Annotated in this window: 20 protein-coding genes; 13 read left to right on the top strand and 7 right to left on the bottom strand. The window is 71.3% G+C overall.

Annotated features, from left to right (window positions below):
- Positions 1–7 precede the first annotated feature (7 nt).
- From ACIBN2_RS19300 to ACIBN2_RS19290, 3 genes are all read right to left on the bottom strand, one after another.
- On the bottom strand, positions 8–646 hold the full coding sequence (locus ACIBN2_RS19300; RefSeq protein WP_399135674.1) for a LysE family translocator: 639 nt from the start codon (positions 644–646) through the stop codon (positions 8–10).
- Between the two features lie 54 nt (positions 647–700).
- Positions 701–1,216: a DinB family protein gene (locus ACIBN2_RS19295; RefSeq protein WP_399135673.1), complete on the bottom strand. Its 516-nt coding sequence runs from the start codon at positions 1,214–1,216 to the stop codon at positions 701–703.
- Between the two features lie 115 nt (positions 1,217–1,331).
- Positions 1,332–2,675 (bottom strand): amidase, encoded by a 1,344-nt coding sequence (locus tag ACIBN2_RS19290; RefSeq protein ID WP_399135672.1) that lies wholly within the window; start codon positions 2,673–2,675, stop codon positions 1,332–1,334.
- A 266-nt stretch (positions 2,676–2,941) separates the two neighbouring features.
- On the opposite strand from ACIBN2_RS19290, the gene ACIBN2_RS19285 reads away from it, so the two are divergent.
- The 3 genes from ACIBN2_RS19285 to ACIBN2_RS19275 are packed head-to-tail and all read left to right on the top strand — an operon-like array spanning position 2,942 to position 8,727.
- Entirely contained in the window at positions 2,942–5,299 is a 2,358-nt protein-coding gene (locus tag ACIBN2_RS19285) for an alpha-L-fucosidase (protein WP_399135832.1), read from the top strand.
- Positions 5,292–7,139, top strand: coding sequence for a family 20 glycosylhydrolase (locus ACIBN2_RS19280; protein ID WP_399135671.1), 1,848 nt, complete (start codon positions 5,292–5,294; stop codon positions 7,137–7,139). The genes ACIBN2_RS19285 and ACIBN2_RS19280 overlap by 8 nt, the downstream gene beginning before the upstream one ends.
- A gap of 43 nt (positions 7,140–7,182) precedes the next feature.
- Positions 7,183–8,727 (top strand): alpha-L-fucosidase, encoded by a 1,545-nt coding sequence (locus tag ACIBN2_RS19275; protein ID WP_399135670.1) that lies wholly within the window; start codon positions 7,183–7,185, stop codon positions 8,725–8,727.
- 55 nt (positions 8,728–8,782) lie between these two features.
- On the opposite strand, the gene ACIBN2_RS19270 is transcribed toward ACIBN2_RS19275, so the two are convergent.
- Positions 8,783–9,391 carry a DedA family protein gene (locus ACIBN2_RS19270; protein ID WP_399135669.1) on the bottom strand — a complete coding sequence of 203 codons (609 nt, stop codon included), beginning with the start codon at positions 9,389–9,391 and terminating at the stop codon, positions 8,783–8,785.
- A 123-nt stretch (positions 9,392–9,514) separates the two neighbouring features.
- On the opposite strand from ACIBN2_RS19270, the gene phoU reads away from it, so the two are divergent.
- On the top strand, positions 9,515–10,189 hold the full coding sequence (gene phoU / locus ACIBN2_RS19265; RefSeq protein ID WP_399135668.1) for a phosphate signaling complex protein PhoU: 675 nt from the start codon (positions 9,515–9,517) through the stop codon (positions 10,187–10,189).
- A gap of 25 nt (positions 10,190–10,214) precedes the next feature.
- Here the strand turns inward: phoU and ACIBN2_RS19260 are convergent, their stop codons facing one another.
- Positions 10,215–11,123 carry a helix-turn-helix domain-containing protein gene (locus ACIBN2_RS19260; RefSeq protein WP_399135667.1) on the bottom strand — a complete coding sequence of 303 codons (909 nt, stop codon included), beginning with the start codon at positions 11,121–11,123 and terminating at the stop codon, positions 10,215–10,217.
- A gap of 159 nt (positions 11,124–11,282) precedes the next feature.
- Positions 11,283–11,525, bottom strand: coding sequence for a DUF397 domain-containing protein (locus ACIBN2_RS19255; protein ID WP_399135666.1), 243 nt, complete (start codon positions 11,523–11,525; stop codon positions 11,283–11,285).
- A 230-nt stretch (positions 11,526–11,755) separates the two neighbouring features.
- On the opposite strand from ACIBN2_RS19255, the gene ACIBN2_RS19250 reads away from it, so the two are divergent.
- The 3 genes from ACIBN2_RS19250 to ACIBN2_RS19240 all read left to right on the top strand — a co-directional run bounded on the left by ACIBN2_RS19250 (position 11,756) and on the right by ACIBN2_RS19240 (position 14,526).
- Positions 11,756–12,304: an ATP-binding protein gene (locus ACIBN2_RS19250; protein ID WP_399135665.1), complete on the top strand. Its 549-nt coding sequence runs from the start codon at positions 11,756–11,758 to the stop codon at positions 12,302–12,304.
- Positions 12,305–12,656: 352 nt separating this feature from the next.
- Positions 12,657–13,544, top strand: a complete 888-nt coding sequence (locus ACIBN2_RS19245) for an aldo/keto reductase (RefSeq protein WP_399135664.1) — start codon at positions 12,657–12,659, stop codon at positions 13,542–13,544.
- A gap of 139 nt (positions 13,545–13,683) precedes the next feature.
- Positions 13,684–14,526 carry an RNA polymerase sigma factor SigF gene (locus ACIBN2_RS19240; protein ID WP_399135663.1) on the top strand — a complete coding sequence of 281 codons (843 nt, stop codon included), beginning with the start codon at positions 13,684–13,686 and terminating at the stop codon, positions 14,524–14,526.
- Between the two features lie 301 nt (positions 14,527–14,827).
- On the opposite strand, the gene ACIBN2_RS19235 is transcribed toward ACIBN2_RS19240, so the two are convergent.
- Complete coding sequence (locus tag ACIBN2_RS19235; RefSeq protein WP_399135662.1) at positions 14,828–15,316, bottom strand: MarR family winged helix-turn-helix transcriptional regulator; 489 nt, start codon at positions 15,314–15,316, stop codon at positions 14,828–14,830.
- A 151-nt stretch (positions 15,317–15,467) separates the two neighbouring features.
- Between ACIBN2_RS19235 and ACIBN2_RS19230 the strand changes: the two genes are divergently transcribed.
- The 6 genes from ACIBN2_RS19230 to ACIBN2_RS19205 all read left to right on the top strand — a co-directional run bounded on the left by ACIBN2_RS19230 (position 15,468) and on the right by ACIBN2_RS19205 (position 21,295).
- On the top strand, positions 15,468–16,628 hold the full coding sequence (locus ACIBN2_RS19230) for a PP2C family protein-serine/threonine phosphatase (RefSeq protein ID WP_399135661.1): 1,161 nt from the start codon (positions 15,468–15,470) through the stop codon (positions 16,626–16,628).
- A gap of 159 nt (positions 16,629–16,787) precedes the next feature.
- The gene (locus ACIBN2_RS19225) at positions 16,788–17,675 is read left to right on the top strand and encodes an STAS domain-containing protein (RefSeq protein WP_399135660.1); all 888 of its coding nucleotides are present in this window, start codon (positions 16,788–16,790) and stop codon (positions 17,673–17,675) included.
- A complete protein-coding gene (locus ACIBN2_RS19220; RefSeq protein ID WP_399135659.1) occupies positions 17,672–18,073 on the top strand; it encodes an STAS domain-containing protein in 402 nt (133 codons plus the stop codon). The genes ACIBN2_RS19225 and ACIBN2_RS19220 overlap by 4 nt, the downstream gene beginning before the upstream one ends.
- Positions 18,070–18,519 carry an anti-sigma regulatory factor gene (locus ACIBN2_RS19215; protein WP_399135658.1) on the top strand — a complete coding sequence of 150 codons (450 nt, stop codon included), beginning with the start codon at positions 18,070–18,072 and terminating at the stop codon, positions 18,517–18,519. The genes ACIBN2_RS19220 and ACIBN2_RS19215 overlap by 4 nt, the downstream gene beginning before the upstream one ends.
- Positions 18,516–19,562 (top strand): SpoIIE family protein phosphatase, encoded by a 1,047-nt coding sequence (locus tag ACIBN2_RS19210; RefSeq protein ID WP_399135657.1) that lies wholly within the window; start codon positions 18,516–18,518, stop codon positions 19,560–19,562. Before ACIBN2_RS19215 ends, ACIBN2_RS19210 begins: the two co-directional genes overlap by 4 nt.
- Positions 19,559–21,295, top strand: coding sequence for a PP2C family protein-serine/threonine phosphatase (locus ACIBN2_RS19205; RefSeq protein WP_399135656.1), 1,737 nt, complete (start codon positions 19,559–19,561; stop codon positions 21,293–21,295). The genes ACIBN2_RS19210 and ACIBN2_RS19205 overlap by 4 nt, the downstream gene beginning before the upstream one ends.
- Positions 21,296–21,326: the final 31 nt, after the last annotated feature.

The following is a 21,326-nucleotide window of genomic DNA, read 5'->3' as shown; positions in this document are numbered from 1 at the left end:
GGCCCGCTCAGTCCTTGCGGCCGGTGACGGCCACCGTCACGCCCAGGCCGATCATCGTCAGCCCGCCGGCCCCGCCCACCATCGACAGCCGGCGCGGTGAGCGGGCGAACCAGTCGCGTGCGGTGGACGCCGCCAGGCCCCAGACGCTGTCGGAGGCGAGGGCGATGGCGTTGAACACCACCCCCAGCAGCAGCATCTGCAGCGTGACGTGGCCCGCCTCACGGTCGACGAACTGCGGCAGCACGGCCGCGAAGAAGACGATGGTCTTGGGGTTCGTCACCCCGACCGCGAATCCCTCCCAGAACGTGCGCAGCCCGCTGTGGGCCACGCCCTCGCCCGCGAACACGGCCCGCAGCGAACCGCGCGCCCGCCACGCCTTCACCCCGAGAAACACCAGGTAGGCGGCGCCGGCCAGCTTCAGCACCGTGAAGACCAGCACCGAGCGCTCCACGAGCGACCCGATGCCCACGGCCACGCCGACGACGAGCAGATACGCCCCCAGCGTGTTCCCCACCACCGTCGTCAGCGCGGCCCGCCGCCCCTGCGCGAGCGCCCGCCCGATCACGAACAGCACACTCGGCCCGGGAACCACGATCAGCAGGAAGGACAGCGCCGCGAAGGCGAGCAGTCGGTCGGTGGAGAGCATGCGTCCATGCAAGCACGGGGGCGGGCCTGGCTTCAGCCGGTTTTTTGGTGCCTCCTAGACACCGGTCCGGCCGTCGACGAGTTCGCGCACGATGTCGAGGTGGCCGTTGTGGCGGGAGATCTCTTCGACGAGGTGGAGAATCACCCAGCGGAGATCCACGTGGCGGCCGTCGCTGATGGGACGCGCGGCCCATGCGTCGAGGGCGTAGTCGGACAGCAGGCGACGGTAGCGCTCGCTCTGGTCCTCGTATGCGGCCAGAAGCCGGGGCAGCGGGATGTCGACCGCTGTCCGCATCTCAGGGTCGGGGTCTTCGTCGGTGGCTTCGGTGAGCGGTCCCGCGGGCTCCTCCCCGAGGAACATCACCTGGAACCAGTGATACTCGACCCACCGCAGATGGCTGATCAGCCCGCACATCGTCATCAGCGGCGAGTTCGGGAGCGGGGCCTTGCGGGCGTCCTCCGCGGACACCCCCTCGCACTTCGCCCGCGCGGTGTCACGGGCGTAGTCGAGGAAAGTGGTCAGCTGCGTGCGTTCGTCCCAGGTGGGAGGCGTATCGGTTCGTCGCGTCACCGTGCGGAGTCTCCCGCACGTCCGAAGGAGGCGTCGAGCGATTATCGAGCGGCGCCCGTCGGCCGGCCGTCCTCCGCCGCGGCACGGATGACCTGGCGAAATGACTCGAAGTCCGCTAGTCCAGCGGCGCAGTCCGCTCCCACGGATGCAGCTTCTCCAGCTGCTCCGCGATCTCCAGCAGCATCGTCTCCGAGCCCGGGAGGCCCACCAGTTGGACGGCGGTGGGCGCGCCGGAGGGGAGGGTGCCGAAGGGGACGGCCATGGCGGGCCAGCCGGTGAGGTTCCAGGGCGGGGTCAGGGGCGAGTAGTTGGTGTTGGCGAGCAGGTTGGGCAGCCAGCCCCGCTGGTGCCAGGGCGCGGACCTGGGGGAGCGGCGGGCGAGGGCCGGGGTGAGCAGGACGTCGTACTCGGCGAAGAACGGTTCCATGCGGCGGCGCAGCTGTTCGCGGCTGTCGCTGGTGCGGACGTTGTTGACGAAGCGGCGGCCGATGGTGGCGTGGACGCGGGTGCGCCGGGTGAGCAGGCGCGGGTCGAGGTCCTTGGCGTCGACGGCCGTGCCGGCCGTCCAGTGGGTGAGGGACGTCGTGCTCAGGGACAGCGGGTAGGGCGGGTCCGCGCGCCGGACCTGGTGGCCGGCCTTGATCAGGACGCCGCCGGCGTCGCGGGCCGCGGCCGCGTACGGGCTGCTGATCGTGACGCCGAGCAGAGGGCTGCGCAGCGAGACGGCGACCTTGCGCATGGCCGGCTCGGACGGCCGTATCGCGTCGATGTCCGCGAGGACCGTCAGCATCAGGCGCGCGTCCTCGACCGTCGTGGCGAGCGGGCCGTTCTCGGACATGCCGAACCAGTCGCCCTCGCCGATGCCCGCCGGGACCACGCCGTGTCCCGGCTTGATGGTGACCAGGCCGCAGTTGGCGGCCGGAATGCGCAGCGAGCCCATGCCGTCGTTGCCGAGGGCGATCGGCACCAGGCCCGCGGCGACCGCGGCCGCGCTGCCGCCCGAGGAGCCGCCCGCGCTGCGGGTCAGGTCCCAGGGGTTGCGGGCCGTGCCGTGCACGCCCTCGGTGGTGCCGAAGACGCACAGCTCGGGCACGTTGGTCAGGCCCACGACCACCGCGCCCGCCGCCCGCAGCCGGGCCACCGTCACATGGTCCTCCTCGGCGGGCGTGGTCGGCGTCGCCGCGGAGCCGACCCGGTTGCACTCGCCGCGTACCGCGAGGTTGTCCTTGACGGCCACTGGCACGCCGGCCAGGGGCAGTTCGGACAGGTCGCCGCGGTCGGCCACGGCGTCGGCCTCGGCCAGCGCCGCCCGGGCCCGCACCACCCGGAACGCCCCCACGCGTGCGTCCAGCCGCTCGATCCGGTCCAGGTGCTCGGCCACCACCTCCCGGGGCGTGGCCCGCTTCTCGCGTACGGCGGCGGCGATCTCGGCGGCGGTCCGGCCGACCCAGCTGGTCACGGGTGCTCCTCGGGGATGCGAAGCGTGGGCTTACTCGTCAGTACGCACAGCACTCTGCCCCGCGGCGGGCCGCACGTCGAGAGCCTCTGCTCTTGGACATTCGCGGCGCTGTTGTTGGACTTTTGGCGAGGATCTTTCGGTCACCGCCCCCAGGACCGCAGCTCATCCGATCACTGGCCCAACTCTGGCCGATCCTGGCCCCATTGACAGGCTTCTGGGCCCGCCCAATCATCAGACATCCGATGAATTGGGAGCCGCTCATGAGTATGAGTCCGTATCCAAGACGTCAGGTCCTCGGTGCGGCGGCCACGGTCGCCGCCGCGGCCGCCCTGCCCCTCGCGGTACCCGGCGAGGCCCACGCCGCCACCTCCACCGGCGACGACGAGGCCGCACCACCCCAGTGGGCCCCCGTCCCCGACCCGGTCCCCGTCCCGCTCGACACCCTCTACGACAACGACGGCCTCGACACCGCCACCGCCCGCGGCGGCGACTTCGACGGCTCCGGCTACACCTTCCCCGGCGAGGCCCTCCCCGCGGGCCGCGTCGAGGTCGACGGCATCCCCTTCGACTTCCCGGCCGCCACGGCGGGCGCCAAGAACAACGTCGTCGCCCTCGGCCAGCGCGTCGACCTGCCCAGGGGCCGCTACCTGTCGGCCGTCTTCCTCACCGCCGGCAGCTACGGCAACGCCTCCGGCAAGGCCACCGTCCACTACGCGGACGGCACGACCAGCACCGCCGGCCTCGGCGGCGCCGACTGGTACGCGGCGGGCGGCTCGCTGTCCGCGCCGTACCGCTACAAGCCGGACGGCACCAAGGACGAGCACAGCGTCGGCATCGGCACCTCGGAGGTCTGGCTCGACCCGGCGCGCGATGCCGTCGCCCTCACCCTGCCGGTCACCAACCCGGCGCAGGAGAACAAGACCGCCCTGCACGTCTTCGCGCTCTCCCTCCAACCCGCCGCACAGGGACGGGCGTTGACCCTGCGTGACGCCCGCTCCACCCCTTCCCTCCTGGAGCCCACCGGCGCGCAGAGCGTCGAGGCCACCGTCGTCAACGCGGGCACCGTCGCCATCCTGAGCGGCGACGACGTGACCGTACGCGTCGACGTCCCCGGCGCCCGCACCGTCGAACCCGCCCGGATACGGCGCCTCGACCCCGGCGAGCAGGCACGCGTCCACGTCGGCATCCGCAACCGCGCGGGCACCGCACCCGGCACCCGGCAGGACGGCGCGGTGACCGTCCGCGGACGGGGAGCCCAAGCCGCCACCGGCCGGCGCACGTTGACCCTCGGCACGGCCGACTACCAGGCCACCGAGACCTCGCTGGCCGGCCACCAGGCGCCGTACTGGTTCAACGCCGCCAAGTTCGGCATCTTCATCCACTGGGGCGTCTACTCGGTGCCCGCCTGGGCGCCGGTCGGCGTGCAGTACGCCGAGTGGTACTGGGACCAGATGCAGGACCCGAACAACCCGACGTACGCCTACCACCGCGACACCTACGGCGCGGACTTCGCCTACGACGACTTCATCCCGCGCTTCACCGCCGAGAAGTTCGACCCTCGCGCGTGGGTGGAGCTGTTCCGGGACGCCGGCGCGCAGTACCACGTGCTGACCTCCAAGCACCACGAGGGCTTCGCCCTGTGGGACACCAAGGTCTCCGACCGCAACGCCGTGAAGCTGGGCCCGAAGCGGGATCTGGTCAAGGAGCTGTTCGCCGCGTCCCGCCGGTACGCACCCGAACTCCACCGCGGCCTGTACTTCTCGATGCCCGAGTGGTTCAACCCGGACAACCCGTGGATGGGCCACGCCCCGCGCAACCCGTACACGCTCGAGCCGGTGCCGTACACCGGATACACCGCGGGCAAGGACTACGTGAAGGACTTCCAGGCCCCGCAGATGCTCGAACTGATCCACGGCTACGACCCGGAGATCATCTGGTGCGACATCGGCGGCGCGAACGACAGCCTCCACGTCCTCGCCGAGTACTTCAACCACGCCAAGAACCGGGCCCGTCCGGTCGACGTCACCGTCAACAACCGCTCCGGCATCGCCTTCCACGACTTCACGACGCCCGAGTACACGACGTACGACAACACCGTCGTCGCCAAGTGGGAGTCCAGCCGCGGCCTGGACCCGTTCAGCTACGGCTACAACCGGGCGACCCCGGACGCCTCCTACATGAGCGCCGAGGAGGTGGTGCACAGCCTCGTCGACATCGTCTCCAAGAACGGCAACTTCCTGCTCGACATCGGCCCGCGCGCCGACGGCACCATCCCGGAGGTCATGCAGAGCAGGCTGCGCGAGACCGGTGCCTGGCTCGCGGTCAACGGCGAGGCGATCTACGACACGACGTACTGGTCGCGCATGGCCCAGCTCGGCGACGACCTGCGGTTCACGATCCGCCCGGACGAGGCCTTCTACATCCACTCCCTGACCGAGCCGGGCGCCAAGCTCACCGTGGAGGCGCCCGTGCCGATCCGGCCCGGGGACAAGGTGACGATGCTCGGCCACGACCGGCCGCTGACCTGGACCGTCAGCAAGGGCGCGCTGGTGATCGACGTACCCGGGCCGGCCCGCAAGGCGGGACAGCACGTGTGGGTGTTCAAGGTGGAGTGGCATGGCTGAGTTCAGGAGGAGACTGCTGCGGCTGCTCGGGGTCGTCGCGGCGCTGACGCTGCTCATGGCGCCGGCATCAGCCCTCGCACAGGAACAGGACACGACGCCGGTCACCGTGCCCGCGCTGACCAACTGGGCGTCAGAACAAGGCAGTTACAGCTACGGCAGCAGCACCCGGCTGGTCGCAGGCAGTGCCGCCGAACGCCGGGTCGCCGACACCCTCGCCGACGATCTGAAGGCAGCGGGCCACGGCGGCGTCCCGGTCGTCCGCGGCGGTGCCCGCACCGGCGACATCGTGATCGACGTCCAGCCGTCCAGGGTCTCCCTCGGCGCCGAGGGCTACGAACTCCACGCCGGTACACGGCTGTCGGTGACCGGCGCCACCGAGACCGGCGCCTTCTACGGCACCCGCACCGTCCTCCAGCTCCTCGCCCAGGGCGACCGGATCCCCGCCGGACGCACCACCGACACCCCGCGCTACAAGGAACGCGGCGTCGGCGTCTGCGCCTGCTACATCCACATCACGCTGCCCTGGCTGGAGAACCTGGTCCGCGAGATGGCGCACCACAAGCTCAACCAGCTGCTCGTCGAGCTGAAGGTGAAGAGCGACGCCCACCCCGAGGCCGACACCTGGGGCTACTACACCAAGGACGAGATCCGCCGGCTCGTCGCCCTCGGTGAGAAGTACCACGTCGAGATCATCCCCGAGATCAACTCCCCGGGACACATGGACCCGTGGATCGAGAACCGCCCGGACCTCCAGCTCACCGATTCCGACGGCAACAAGCAGCCCGCCCGGCTCGACGTCACCCAGCAGGCGGCCTTCGACTACTACACGAGCCTGATGGACGAGTACGCCCAGGTGTTCACCGCCAGGTCCTGGCACATGGGCGCCGACGAGTACATGCTCGGCTCCGACTACTCGAAGTACCCGCAGATGCTGCGCTACGCTCAGGACAAGTACGGCGCGAGCGCCACCCCGCAGGACGCCTACATCGACTTCATCAACCGCGTCCACGCCTACGCCGCGAGCAAGGGCAAGCACCTGCGCATCTGGAACGACGGCCTGACCGGCGCCAACACCGTCCCGGTGGCCACCGGGACGACCGTCGAGCACTGGCTGGACGTGACCGTCAAACCGAGCCGGATCATCGCCCAGGGCTACCCGTTGATGAACGCCGCCTACTCGCTCTACCTGGTCCGCGGCGGCTTCCACACCAACACCAGGTCCCTGTACGACCAGAGCTGGGACCCGCGCAGCTTCGAGGGCGAGAAGCTGACCTCCGGCAAGGGCGTCACCGGCGCGAAGATCAGCCTGTGGCCGGACAACGGCCGCGGCGAGACCGAGAACGAGGTCGCCGTCGAACTCTGGCCCGCCCTGCGGCACATCGCCCAGGCCACCTGGGGCGACCCGCACCCCGACGCCACCTACGACGACTTCACCGCGCGCGGCACGGCCGTCGGACACGCACCCGGGTGGCGCGACCTCACCCGGCTGCCGGTCACGGCCGGCACCTACACCTTCCGTACGGCCGGACACGCCTTCGACGCCCAGGTCACCCGTACCGCCGACGGCTACGCGACCGTCCGGAACGCCGACGGCTGCCTGGAGATGAGCGGCGGCAAGCTCACCCTCAACGTGCCGCTCCAGCCGGGCCTTGCGGCGAGCTGGAAGACCTGCGACGACGCCGGCACCCTCCAGCGCTGGCAGCTCGTCCGTGCGTCCGGCGGCTATCAACTCGTCAACGCGATCACGCAGATGGCGCTGAGCGTGGGCGGCGACGGCGCTCTCGTGCAGTACCCGCGGGACCAGCACGCCCCCGCCGTCTGGCACCTCACCGCACGCTGATCCATCGACTGAACCACCCGCTGACCCCGAGGACACCGATCACATGGCCCTCTCCAGACGCCTCTTCGTCACCTCGGCCGTCGCGTCGGCCGCCGCCCTCGCCGCACCCGGCCTGCCCGCGGCCGCCGCCCACTCGACGGCCTCCGACCGCTCCCGCATCCCCGTCGGCCCCGACGACACCCCGGACGAACTGGTCCGCAAGGCTGCCCAAGTCCGGCCCACCGCACGGCAGATCGCCTGGCAGTCCCTCGAACAGACCGCGTTCCTGCACTTCGGCGTGAACACCTTCACCGGCCTGGAGTGGGGCACCGGCGACGAGGACCCGAACGTCTTCCAGCCCACCGGCCTCGACACCGACCAGTGGGCCCGCGCCCTGCGCGACGGCGGCTTCAGGCTCGCCATCCTCACCGTCAAGCACCACGACGGCTTCGTCCTCTACCCCTCCCGCTACACCAACCACACGGTGGCGTCGAGCAGTTGGCAGGGCGGCCACGGCGACGTACTGCGCTCCTTCGCCGACTCCATGCGCCGCCACGGCCTCAAGGTCGGCGTCTACATCTCGCCCGCGGACGAGAACCAGTACCTGCACGGCGTGTACGCCAACGGCAGCGCCCGCACCGGGCGCACCATCCCGACCCTGGCCGAGGGCGACGACCGCACACCGGACCGCACCTTCCGGCTGGCGGCCACCGACTACGGCGCCCACATGCTCAACACGCTCTACGAAGTGCTCACCGAGTACGGGCCGGTGGACGAGGTCTGGTTCGACGGGGCCCAGGGCCGCATCCCGCCCGGCAAGGTGGAGGACTACGACTGGGACAGCTGGTACGCCCTGGTCCGCGCGCTCGCCCCGGACGCGGCGATCGCCGTCACCGGACCCGACCTGCGCTGGGTCGGCAACGAGAGCGGACTGGCGCGCGAGAACGAATGGAGCGTCATCCCGGTCAAGGAGAACCAGTACGGCCGCACCGACTGGGCCCTGTCCTACGACACTCCCGACGAGGGCAGCCGCGAGGCGCTGGTCACGGCGCAGCCCAGGACCGACTACCTGCAGTGGTGGCCCGCCGAGTGCGACGTGTCCATCCGCGACGGCTGGTTCTACCACGCGGACCAACTGCCCAAGAGCGTGGACACGTTGACGGAGATCTACTTCGGATCCGTGGGCCGCAACGCGGTGTTGCTGCTGAACGTCCCGCCGGACACGGACGGCCGCCTGCACGACACGGACGTGGTCCGGCTGCGCGAGTTCCGCGAGCGGATCGAGCACGAGCTGCCCGTGGACCTGGCCCACGGGGCACGGGTCACCGGCTCCTCCCGGGAGCGGACCGTCGATCTCGGCGCCGGGCGCGAGGTGGACCGTATCCGGCTCGCGGAGGACATCCGGCACGGCCAGCAGATCGAGGGCTGCGTGGTCGAGGCGTACCGCGACGGTGCCTGGACGGAGGTGACCCGGGCCAAAACGGTCGGCGCGAGCCGCATCCTGCTCCTGCCCGCGCCCGTACGGGCCCGCCGGTGGCGGCTGCGGATCACGGCGGCACGAGGCACCGTACGACTCGATCGTTTTCAGTTGTACCGCTCACGGATCTAGGGGTACCCGCAACGCAGACGGTCACCAGGGAGTCGGCGCTCTGGTGACCGTCGCTTCAGGCGTTCGAGCGGCGGTGCCGGCGGACCCGCCAGACGATCAGCCCCACGACGACGAGTGCCGCCGAGGCCAGGGCGACGGTCTTGCCGATGACGCCCTCGACGCGCTGGAACGCGGCGCCCGCGGCATAGCCGACGGCGACGTTGCCGACGCCCCAGATCAGCCCGCCCAGGGCGTTGTAGAGCAGGAAACGGCGGTACGTCATGCTCGAGGCGCCCGCCAGCGCGGGCACCAGTGAGCGCAGGAGGGCCACGAAGCGGCCGACGAAGACCGCCGCCGGGCCCCGCCTGCGCAGCAGGTCACGCGCCTTGTCGACCCGCTCGGCCCGCCGGCGCAGCGGCCGGGTGCGCAGCAGCGGCGGACCCAGGTGCCGGCCGATCTCGTAGCCGACGCCGTCCCCGGCGATCGCCGCGAGGACGACGGCGACGGTCAGCCAGACCAGGTCCACGGTGCCCCGCCGGGCCAGCGCACCGCCCACGATCACGGCGGTCTCGCCCGGCAGGACGAACCCGAAGAACAACGCGTCCTCGGCGAAGACCAGCCCCACCACCACGGCGTAGACCACGGGCCCGGACAGCCCGACGAGCCAGCCGACCAGAGCGTGCATCCGCCGCTTCCCTTCCGTGCCGTTGCCGGATCTCCTGCTGTGCCGGGTTCCCTGGAGACGCCCGGCACACCATGTGCGAATCTGGCAGTCGGTGCAGGCTGGGGACGGGACGGTGAGGGACGGATGCGAGACACCTACCACAAGGAGCTGGAATCGATCAGCGAGGCCCTGGTGGAGATGGCGAACCTGGTGGGTTCCGCCATGGGCCGTGCGACCAGTGCGCTGCTGGACGCCGATCTCCGCCTCGCGGAGAGCGTGATCTCCACCGAGGAGCAGGTCGAGGTCATGCAGCGGGATCTGGAGGAGAAGGCGATCACGGTACTGGCCCGGCAGCAGCCCGTCGCCACCGATCTGCGGACGGTGGTCACCTCACTGAGGATGAGCGCCGACCTCGAGCGCAGCGGGGTCCTGGCCCAGCACGTCGCCACGCTGGCCCGGCGACGCCACCCGGACCAGGCGGTGCCGCGCGACCTGCGCCGTACGATCCTGGAGATGGGCCAGCTCGCGCAGCGGCTGATGGCGCAGGCCGCCGAGGTACTCATGACCCAGGACGTCGAGGCCGCGCTCCAGTTGGAGCGGGACGACGACCGGATGGACGAGCTGCACCGCCTGATCTTCCAGCATCTGATGGACGACCGGTGGCACCACGGCGTGGAGACGGCCGTCGACGTCACCCTGGTCGGCCGCTACTACGAGCGCTTCGCCGACCACGCGGTCTCCATCGCCCAGCGCGTGGTCTACCTGGTCACCGGTGAGCACGCCGAGGACCTGGTGGACAACCCGCCCACGCCTGTGTGATCACCGGCCGTCGCCGGGGACATGGTCAGGTCAGGTCGGCGAGGACCTGTTCCAGGAAGGACACCGAGTCCACGGCCGGGGAGGCGACCAGGCTGAGGCGGTCCATGACCGCGAGGTAGTGGTCGACCTCCTCGGGCTTGTCCAGGTACAGGGCGCTGGAGAGCTGCTCGAGGTAGACGACGTCCGGCAGGTCGGGCACGGGGAAGCGCAGCACGGTGACCGGGCCGCCGGCCGCCGCGTGGCCGCCGACGTGGAAGGGCAGCACCTGGAGCGTGACGTTGGGCTGGGCGGCGACCTCGACGAGGTGCTCGAGCTGGGCGCGCATCACGCCCTTCCCGCCGAGCGGACGGCGCAGCGCGGCCTCGTCCACGACGACCCACAGCTTCGGCGCACCCGGCCGGGAGAGCAGTGTCTGCCGGGTCATGCGCAGCTCGACGCGGCGCTGGATCGCCTCCGGTGAGCTGATGGGGTGGCCGAGGCGGATGACGGCCTCGGCGTAGTCGGGGGTCTGCAACAGGCCCGGGATGAACTGGACTTCGTAGGTGCGAATGAGGGAGGCGGCCTCCTCCAGGCCCAGATGCTGCTCGAACCAGCTGGGGAAGGCGTCGCCGTAAGCACGCCACCAGCCGGGTTCGTTGGCCCGTTGCACCGACTCCAGGTACTCCTGGCGTGCCTCGGGATCATGGACGCCGTAGAGCGTGAGCAGATCTGCTACGTCGCGCTGTTTGAAGCCGACGCGGCCGAGCTCCATGCGGCAGAGCTTGGCGTCCGAGGCGCGTATCGCCGAAGCGGCCCTGTCCCGGGTGATGTTGAGGGATTCCCGCAGCCGCCGCAGCCGCGTGCCCAGCATGATGCGCTGCACGGTGGGGCCGCCGCGCCCGAGGCTGAGGACGTCGGAGCCGGTGGCGATCGGATCGGGTCGAACTGCCGTCATGGTCATCCCCTCGGCCGCCGAGCCGGCTGCGTCTGCATGTGTGCGGGACTCAACAAAGGAGGGTAGCACCGTGGTGTCGAACGGCTGCGGTGCGTGAAGTGGCCGGAAGGCGCCTGCCGTTGACCTGCGCCTTCCGGCCGCCCGCGGGTGTGCAAGACCTCAACGGCCGGGGAGTAGGCCGTCGAAGTCGCCGTCCTTCACGCCGCGGACGAAAGCGGAGATCTCGGCGCTGGTGTACACGAGAGCCGGACCTTCGGGGTGGCGGGAGTTGCGTACGGCGACGCTTCCGTCAGGGAGCGCGGCGAGTTCGACGCAGTTGCCTTCGGGGTTGCTGTGATGGCTCTTGCGCCAGATCGCGCCTCTCAGCTGGGTGGCAGGAACGCCGTTGCTCACGTGCTGCATCTGAAGCCTCTTTGAGATGAAGTCGCGCTGCCGGCTCTGCAATTGCATCTTCAATTGCATCCACGGGTGACGCGGGGGACGATAGCGCCCGGCGGACACCGCTTGCAAGATCGTCTGCAATTGCAGCGGTAATTGCCGATGCACTTGCGTACAGACTTGCGGGCGTAGGACGATGCTTCGCACAGGTGTAGCGCTCGTCAGTTCTCTTCGCAGGGGTCCCAGGGGTCGCGATGTCCGCAGAGCAAGTCGCAGAACCGGCCGACCCCCCGCGTATCGAGGCGACTTGGCAGTGGCTGTGCCAGGCCGTGGATCACATAGGCCGCCCCGGTCCCGGGATCACCTTCCCCCTCGCACCCGCCTCCGAGGACGGCCACGGCCCCGCCCGCTGCTCGGTCCTCGTCGTACCGCCCCTGCCCCAATCCGCGCACATCGCCCGCGACTTCATCAGGACGACGCTCGCCGACCGCGTCGCCCGCGACCGCATCGACGACGTCACGGTCACCGTCTCGGAACTGGTCAGCAACGCCCTCCGCTACGGCCGGGCCCCGGGCACCGAGCACGAGTTGCAGCCGGCGCTGTGGATCGCCTACTGGGACCGCTGGTCCTGTGCGGTGTGCGGAGTGACCGACGAGAGCGACCTGGGGCCGGCGGCCGTGGAGGCGGAGGAACTCGCGGAGTCGGGCCGGGGACTGCAGGTGGTCTCGGCGCTGAGCGACGGCTGGGGCTGGAATCCGCGCGCGGACGGCGGAAAGATCGTCTGGGCGCTGTTCAGGCTCTGAAGCGGCAGCGAAGCGCACGGGTCCGGCGGCCGGCCAACGGCCAACAGGGCGCGGCGGGATCGTGCAAGAGGCCGAGGGGATCGCACTGACAACTGCCCTGCTCAGGCTGCTTTCCTCGAAGGAGTCCCCTTACCTCCGCACCTCTCGGAGCATTTCGTGGCACTCGATTCGTACGTCGGTCTCGGCCGCAGCGGCCTCAAGGTCAGCCCCTTCTGCCTCGGCGCTATGAACTTCGGCGAGGACGGCCGCTTCGGCTGCGGCGTCGAGGAATCCGAGAAGATCCTGCGGTCCTATCTCGACCAGGGCGGGAACTTCGTCGACACCGCGAACTCCTACACCAACGGCCAACTCGGTGGCGATCCTCGGCGACTTCCTCGCCGCCCACCCCGGCCTGCGCGACCGCCTGGTGCTGGCCACCAAGTTCTACGGCAACCTCCACCTCGGCGACCCCAACGGCGGCGGCGCGAGCCGCAAGGCGGTCATCGGCCAGCTGGAGGAGTCGCTGCGGCGGCTGCGCACCGACTACATCGACCTGTACTGGCTGCACAACTACGACCGCTCCACCCCGATCGAGGAGACCCTGCGCACCCTGAACGACCTCGTCACCGTGGGGAAGATCCGCTACGTCGGCTTCTCCGGCACCCCCGGCTGGTTCACCGCCAAGGCCCACGCCACCGCCCCGCTGCGCGGCTGGACCCCCGTGACGGCGCTGCAGATGGAGTACTCCCTCCTGGAACGCACCATCGAGGGCGAGTTGATCCCGCTCGCGCAGGACGCCGGCATGGGCGTGCTGCCGTGGAGGCCGCTCAAGAGCGGCTATCTGTCGGGCAAGTACCGCCGCGGGCAGGCGGATCCCGCCGACGTCAGGCGGTCGGCCGTCCTCGGGCAGCCCAGCGAGGCCCAGTTCACGGTGAGCGAGGCGCTCGCCGCCGTGGCCGGGGAGGTCGGCGCGAGTCCGGCGGCCGTCGCCCTGTCCTGGGTGCAGAACCGGCCCGGCGTCAGCTCCACCCTCATCGGCCCGCGCACCCTGGACCATCTCGAGGCCAACCTCGCCGGTCTCGACGTAGAGCTGACGGCGGAGCAGACAGCGGTCCTGAACGAGGTGTCGGCGCCCCGCCTGAACTTCCCGTACGAGCTCGACCAGCAGGTCGGACCCATGCTCAAGTACGCGGGCGCCACCGTGGACGGCGTCACCAGCCCGGTGTATCCGCCGTTGCCGCAGAGCACCGCCCGCTACTGAGGCGGAGACCTCGCGGCACCCGGAGCCGAGCGGCGGCGGAAAGAGGCTCGAGGAATGCCGCTCGGCGACCGGGGTATCAGGGTGCTTGCCGGGCTTCGGTCCGGCGACGACAGAACTGACCGACCGGGAGGGGCGCAAGATGACGGCGACGACCGCGCAGACTGCGGAGCAGACGGTGGACGTGCCGACGATCGAAGACCCTTCCAAGGTCGCGCCCAAGGACGCGCGGGAGCTGTCGAAGCTGTTCTTCGACCAGCTGGCCGTGCTGGAGGAGGGCACGCCGGAGTATCAGTACGCGCGCAACACGCTGATCGAGATGAACATGTCCCTCGTCCGCTTCGCGGCCGGCCGCTTCCGCAGCCGGGGGCCGGAGGAGATGGAGGACATCGTCCAGGTCGGCATGATCGGCCTGATCAAGGCCATCGACCGGTTCGAGCTGACCCGAGAGGTCGAGTTCACCTCCTTCGCCGTCCCCTACATCGTCGGTGAGATCAAGCGGTTCTTCCGCGACACCACCTGGGCCGTGCACGTCCCGCGCCGGCTCCAGGAGGCCCGCTTCCAGCTCGCCCGCGCCAGCGAGGAACTGCGCAGCCGGCTGGGCCGGACCCCGACGACCAGGGAGCTCTCCGAGCTGATGAGCCTCCCGGAGGCCGAGGTCGTCGAGGCCCAACTCGCCTCCAACGGCTACAAGTCGGCGTCCCTGGACGCGGCGATCAACAGCAGCGAGGACGGCGAGGCCGCGCTGGCGGACTTCATCGGCGACGAGGACGCCGCCCTCGGCCTGGTCGAGGACTTCCACGCCCTCGCGCCGATGATCGCCGAACTCGGCGAACGCGACCGCAAGATCATCCACTGGCGCTTCGTCGAGGAGCTCACCCAGGCCGAGATAGGCGAGCGCCTCGGTGTCTCCCAGATGCACGTCTCCCGGCTGCTCTCCCGCCTCCTGGCGGGCCTGCGCGAGGGCATGCTCACCACGGGCTGACCGCCGGGCGGTCCCAGGTCCGCCACTGCCGCACCGCGTAGCCCTCCCTGGCCGCCACCGGCCGGCCCGTCCACGCTTCGAGAGGTTCCCCACAGTCGGCTCCGGAGCTTTCGGGGTACCCGGAGGGCAACAGACCGCGGCACAATAGTTGTCGTTTGACAACTATGGCCATGAGGCAACAAAGTAGGCGAGTCGTACTGCGCGGGGAAGGATCTGCAATGTTCCGGTGGGCGGTGTCCGCTCCGTGCGCCGGCCGTCCGGAGCCCGTGCTGTCGGGGCGCCCGGTGGTCCGGCCCGGTGTTCAGGCGGTCCGGTCCCGAGAGGTGTGCGAGGCGCCGTCGTGTATCTGCAACGCCGCGGTGTCGCAGAACGCCTCCAGCCCCTCGAGGAGCGCGGTCCGCTTGGCGGCGGGCATCAGCTCCAGCACCGCCTGCAGCTCCCGCTCCCGGCGCGCCCGCAGGTCGTCGAGGAAGGCGCGGCCGCGGCTGCTCAGGTGCAGCCGCACCTCGCGCCGGTCGACGGGGCTGACGACGCGCTCGAGGAAGCCGGCGGCCACCAGCCGGTCGCAGAGCCTGCTGGTGGACGGCGGCGTGGAGGCGAGGGAGTCGGCGAGGGTGCGCAGGTTGATGCCGTCCTGGTGCTCGACCATGAACAGCATGCGCAGCTGGGACGGGGAGGCCGGAGCGGTCGAGGCCCTGCCCCACAGGACTTCCAGCAACTCCACCGTCGTCAAGGTCGTGCGGGCGACCTCGGCGGGCTCGGGGCGGGGGCGGAAGACAGTCACCGTCACACTCTCGCAGGCACTGGGACGGTCGTCAGCGTACTAGGTGCCGGAAGCGGCAACACATCGCACGGACAGTCGGCGGGGCTCGACCCCGGCCGGATCGTCGCCCGGAGCCAGTCCCGTGCACGTCCGACGAAGGAATGGTGTATCTCCCATCGTGAACAGATTCGTGACCGCTGAGCGCGCCCTGCGCACGGCGGCCCCCCATGAGTTGCTCGACGCCGTGAGCCGCGTGCTCGTCGAGGAGTACGCGGCGCAGTCCGTCGAGCTGTTCCTGGCCGACTACGGCCTGACCGTCCTGCAACCGGTGTCGGAGCTGCCCCGCACGGCGGATCCTGTGTCGGTGCACAACAGCTCCGCCGGCCGTGCCTTCGGCGCCCAGGAGCCGTTCCTGGAGGGCGTCGGCGACGACGCGGTGCGCGCGCATCTGCCGGTGACGGTGCGCGGGGACCGGCTGGGCGTGCTCTCGGTCACGATGCGGGACCGGCAGGCCGTGCGTGAGCTGCTGGGCGAGCTCGCGGACGTCGCCGAGGTGCTGGCGCACGAGGTGCTCGTGGCCGAGCGCGACACGGACGTCTACCTGCGGGCGCGGCGCAAGGACCGGCTGACCCTGGCCGCCGAGATGCAGTGGCAGCTCCTGCCCGGCCGCTCCTGCTCCCGGCCCGAGTACGACCTCGGAGCCCAGCTGGAGCCGGCCTACGCGATCTTCGGTGACAACTTCGACTGGTCGGCCGACGCCGACCGCCTCATGCTCTACGTCACCAACGGCATGGGCGAGGGCATCGAGGCCTCCCTGCTGACGAACCTCGCGATCAACGCCCTGCGCAACGCCCGGCGGGCCGGTATCGCCATCGACGACCAGGCCGCCCTGGCCGATCAGGCGGTCTACGCCCACTACCGGGGGCGCTGCTACCTCTCGGTGCTGATGCTGGACTTCGACCTGGCGACGGGCCGGGTGAAGGTCGTGGACGCCGGCTCCCCGCAGCTGCTGCGGCTGCGGGAGGGCGTGGTCGAGCGGGTCGGCTTCGAGGCGCAGCTCCCGCTCGGGATGTTCGAGGAGACCGACTACGTGGCTCAGGAGTTCCAGGTCGAGCCCGGCGACCGGCTCGTCTTCGTCAGCGACGGGGTGTACGCGGCGGCCTCGCCCAAGGGGGAGGCCTACGGGGACGCCGCCCTGGCCCGGGCGATCATGTCCACCCGTCTGCTGCCCGCCGCCGAGGTGCCGCGAGCCCTGCTGCGGGAGCTGACCGGCCATCGCGGCCAGTCCGCCCCGCAGGACGACGCGCTCGTGGTCTGTCTGGACTGGCGCGGGCACTGAGCCGCGGGCGCCCGCCGCGGATGTGTCGATGCGGTGTCGTTTTGCACGGCATACGCGGCATCAATACTTGTCATGTGGCAATAATTGCCGGAGTGCGCCAGATGTGGCGCAGCGGTCTTTCGTGAAACAGCAGTCCTTCCTGAAAGGAGACGATGCAGGGTGTCGGAGCAGGTGACGGCCGAGGCGGCGGCGCGGGAGCTGGGAGCCTTCCTGGAGCGCTGCCGTGAGCAGATCGCCCAGCGGTGGGCGGACGCACCTCTGTTCCGTACGGTCTTCACCGTCTCCCGCGACGAGGCCGTGGAGGCGTGCAAGGCCGTGGTGGACGCCCTGTGCGAGGTGGCGTCGAGCGGCCGGCTGGAGGACGTCGCGGCGCCGGGGTTCGACTCGGTGCGTGAGCAGCTGGGGCGTATGGCCGCCTCTCGTGCCGGCAGCGGATTCGGCCCGGCCCAGATCGCGGACGAGGCCGCCGGTCTGCGGGTGGCGGCCTCAGAGCTGCTGCGCCACGAGAGCAACGGGCCCGCGGGCCGCGAGGCGCACGAGGTTCTGCTGGCCCTGACGGTCCTCATGGGGACCCTGCGGCTGGTGATCATGCAGACGTCGCTCAACGCCGGCGAGGAGCTGATAGCGCGGCAGCGGCTGCAACTCCTCGAGGTGGCCACCCCCGTGATCAGCCTGTGGGAGGGCGTCGTCGCCGTGCCGCTGATCGGCACCCTGGACAGCGCCCGCAGCCAGGTCGTCATGGAGGCGCTGCTGCACGCCATCGTGGAGCAGCGGGCCCGCTACGCGATCCTCGACATCACCGGGGTGCCCACGGTCGACTCGCTCGTCGCGCAGCACCTGATGAAGACCGTCGCCGCGGCCCGTCTGATGGGGGCCGACTGCATCGTCTCCGGCATCCGCCCGGCCATCGCGCAGACCATCGTTCACCTGGGCATCGACCTGAGCCCGGTGCTCACCCGCGGCTCGCTGGCCGACGCCCTGGCCTACGCGCTCGCCCAGCAGGGCGTCGAGGTCTCCCGGACCGTGGCAGGTGCGAACCCACGATGACCTCCCCGCTTCCGGCCTACGAGGCCCCGGTGCCGGTCCTGGCGCTGGGGGACGTCCTGCTGGTCTCCCTCCAGGGGGAGCTGCACGACGGTACGGCCGAGCAGCTCCAGCAGGACATCAGCCGCCGGGTGGCCGGCAGCGCGGCGACCGGCGTGGTCATCGACGTCTCCGGGGTCGAGATCGTGGACTCGTTCCTGGGGCGGATCATCGCCGAGATCGCGGCCGCCGCGCGCCTGCTGGCCGCCCGCACCGTCCTGTGCGGGATGCGGCCGGCGGTGGCGATCACCCTGGTCGAGCTGGGCCTGACGCTGCCCGGCCTGGTGACCACGCTCGACGTCGACCGCGCCTTCGATGTGCTGCGGCGGTCCGACCCGGCCAGGGCCGAGGGGGGCACGTGACGCCGACGACCGACCCCGCCACCACCAGGCGCCTGCCGATCGGCTCGGACGCCGATCTCGCGTGGCTGCGTCACCAGGTGCGGCAGGTCGCGGCCGGGCTCGGTTTCGGGCTCGTGCAGCAGACCAAACTGGTCACCGCGGCCAGCGAACTGGCCCGCAACACCCTCGTCCACGGCGGCGGGGGCGAGGTGAAGATCACCCCGCTGACCGACGGCCCGAAGCGGGGACTCCAGCTCGCCTTCGTCGACAGCGGCCCCGGTATCGCCGACGTCGAGCAGGCGATGTCCGACGGCTACACCAGCGGCGGCGGCCTCGGGATGGGACTCGGCGGAGCCAAGCGGCTGATGGACGAGTTCCGCATCGACACCACGCCGGGCCAGGGCACGGTCGTCACCGTCACCGCCTGGATCACCGGTGTCCCCGCTGCCCGTAGGGGGGAGAGATGACGCGCGTCTGGGACGTCCCGGTGCACGACTCCACCCGTGTGCGAGACGTCCGTGCGGCGACCGAGGCGGCCGGTGCCCATGCCGGTCTGGACGCCCTGCGCACCGCGGCCGCGGTCCTGGTGGCCACCGAGCTGGCCACCAATCTGCTCAAGCACGCCGGGGGCGGCCGCCTGGTGATCGACCTCGTCGACGGTCCCGGAGCGGGCGCCGGCACTCCCGCGGTCCAGCTCGTCGCCCTCGACGATGGCCCCGGCATCCGCGATGTCACCGAGGCCATGCGCGACGGCTACAGCACCAGCGAGGCGTCACGCGGCGCCGGCCTGGGCACCTGCCAGCGCATCTCCAGCGCGTTCGACGTGTGCAGCTCCCCTCGGGGCACCGTCTCGGTGGCGCGGATCGAGCAGGGGGTCTCCCGGGGGTCCGCCCGGCCGGGGTGCCGGGCCGGCGGGGTCAACATCCCGCTCGCTCGGGCCGAGCACTCCGGGGACGCCTGGAGCTGCGTCCGGTCGGGCTCCGCACTGACCCTGATGGTCGCCGACGGCCTCGGCCACGGCCGCAAGGCGGCGCAGGCGTCCGGTGCGGCGGTCGACGAGCTGCACCGCCACGGGCACCTGCCACCCGCCGCGATCCTGCGCCGCCTGCACGAGGCGCTGCGATCCACCCGCGGGGCGGCTGTCGCCCTGGCCCGGCTGGACGTGGACGCCGGAGAGCTGTCCTTCGCGGGGGTCGGCAACATAGGCGCCCGGCTGCACGGCGACGACTCCTGGGAACACCTGGTATCCCACCCCGGGATCGTCGGCGCGCAGTTCCCGGCGACCGTCCCCGTCCACCGGGTGCCCTGGAAGCCGGACAGCCTGCTCGTCCTGCACAGCGACGGGCTGCCCAGCAGATGGGCGCCGCCCGACGATCCGGCCCTCCTCGCCCACGAACCGGCAGCCGTCGCGGCGGCCATCCTGCGCGACGCCGGCAGCGCCGACGGCCCCGTACGCGACGACACGTGTGTGGCCGTCCTGGCCCGCGACCACTCGGAGGGGTACCCGTGAGCCCGCCCGACGTGCGGAAGATAACGTCACTCGCCCAGGCCGTCGACGCCCGGATCTCCGCCGCGCGCCTCACGGCCGCCCCGGGCACTTCCCCGGTCGACCGTGCTCGCTTCCTCACAGCGCTCACAGCGCGCCTGCGCGAGTGTCTCGGCCGGGGTGGAGCGGAACTCACTCTCACCCTGCACCCCTGCGCATCCGACGGGACGGTGCTCGTGCGGGCCGTCGTGGAGCCGCTCGCACCCCGGCCCGGCCGGACACCGCCCTGGGAGCTGACGCTCACCTGTCCCGGCCCCGCGCCACGCGACCTGCCGCAGCCGGTGGGCCAGGACGACACCACATACGCCGACGCGGTGCTGGCGGCGGACCAGGAGACGGCGTCGATCCTGCGGCGGCTGGACGAGACGGACCGGCAACTGCGCCTGCACCGCGAGGAGTTGCACGCCACCAACCAGGGCGTGCTGGCTCTGCACGCCGAACTGGAGGCCGCCGCGCGCACCCAGCGGGCACTGCTCGACGCCGAACGCACCGCACACGCGGCGGCGGAGAAGACACGACGGCTGCTGACCTTTCTCGGCGACGCCAGCGCTGCCGTGACAGCCTCCCTCGACCAGGACGACATCCTGCGGCTGCTTCCCGAACTGCTCGTCCCCGAGTACGCGAGTCAGGTCGACGTCTGGCTCTTCGACGAATCGGCGGACCCGCACAGCGCCCGCTCCGCCGCCGCGGTCGCGGCCGCCCGCTCGGACCGTCCGCAGCACGCCGGCCCCCGCCCCGGAGCCCTCCCGGGCGTCCACGACCTGCCGCCCTCGGCGCTGTCCCCGGACCGGCCGCTGCTGAGCATTCCCCTCACCGTGCGCCGCACCGCGGGCGTGCTGACCCTGACCGCGTCCGGCGACCGCTTCGACGCGGACACCAGCGTGATGCTGGTCGAACTGGCCCGCCGGATCGCGATCGCCCTGGACAACGCCCGCCGCTACGAACAGCACCGGGACACCGCCGAGACGCTGCAACGAGCCCAGCTCACCGATCTGCCCCGCACCGAGGGACTTGACCTGGCGGCCCGCTACCTGCCCGCCACCCGCGGACTCAACATCGGCGGCGACTGGTACGACGCCCTGCCGCAGCCCGACGGCAGCGTGCTGGCCGTGGTGGGAGACGTCACCGGACACGGGCTGCGCGCCGCCGTCATCATGGGCCAGCTGCGCACCGCCCTGCGGGCCTACGCGGCCGAGGACGACAGCCCCGCACGGATCCTCACCCGCCTGCACCGCATGCTGCGCCACCAGCAGCCGAACCTGTACGCGACCGCCGTGATCGCCCGCTTCCGGCCAGGAGATCCCCACGTCGTGTGGGCCGCCGCCGGACATCCCCCGGCCGTGGTCCGCGTGCCGGGCGGCAGCGTGCGCGTCCTGGACACCCGACCAGGCGTCATGCTGGGCGTGCCCCTGCCCTTCGAGTACGAGGACCAGAGGGCCGAACTGCCGCCCGGTTCGACGCTTGTGCTGTACACCGACGGCCTGGTGGAGCGGAGGGCGCACGGTATCGATCCGGGTATCGAACTGCTGGGCCGGACCCTGTCGGCGCTGGGCGACTCCGAGCTCGAGGACCTGGACGGGTGCGCCGAGTCGCTTCTCAAGCCCCTGGTGCACGACACCGAACGCGACGACGACGTCTGCCTCCTCCTGTGCCGCACCGCTCCGCCCCCATCCCGGGAGCACCACCCTTCGCGATAGCGTGGAGGTGGCAAGGGGAGAGGATGGAGAC

Origin of the sequence: Streptomyces sp. NPDC050534, assembly GCF_044457745.1 — a bacterium.
Taxonomy (GTDB): domain Bacteria; phylum Actinomycetota; class Actinomycetes; order Streptomycetales; family Streptomycetaceae; genus Streptomyces.
This window is presented reverse-complemented; position numbering and strand designations above follow the sequence as displayed.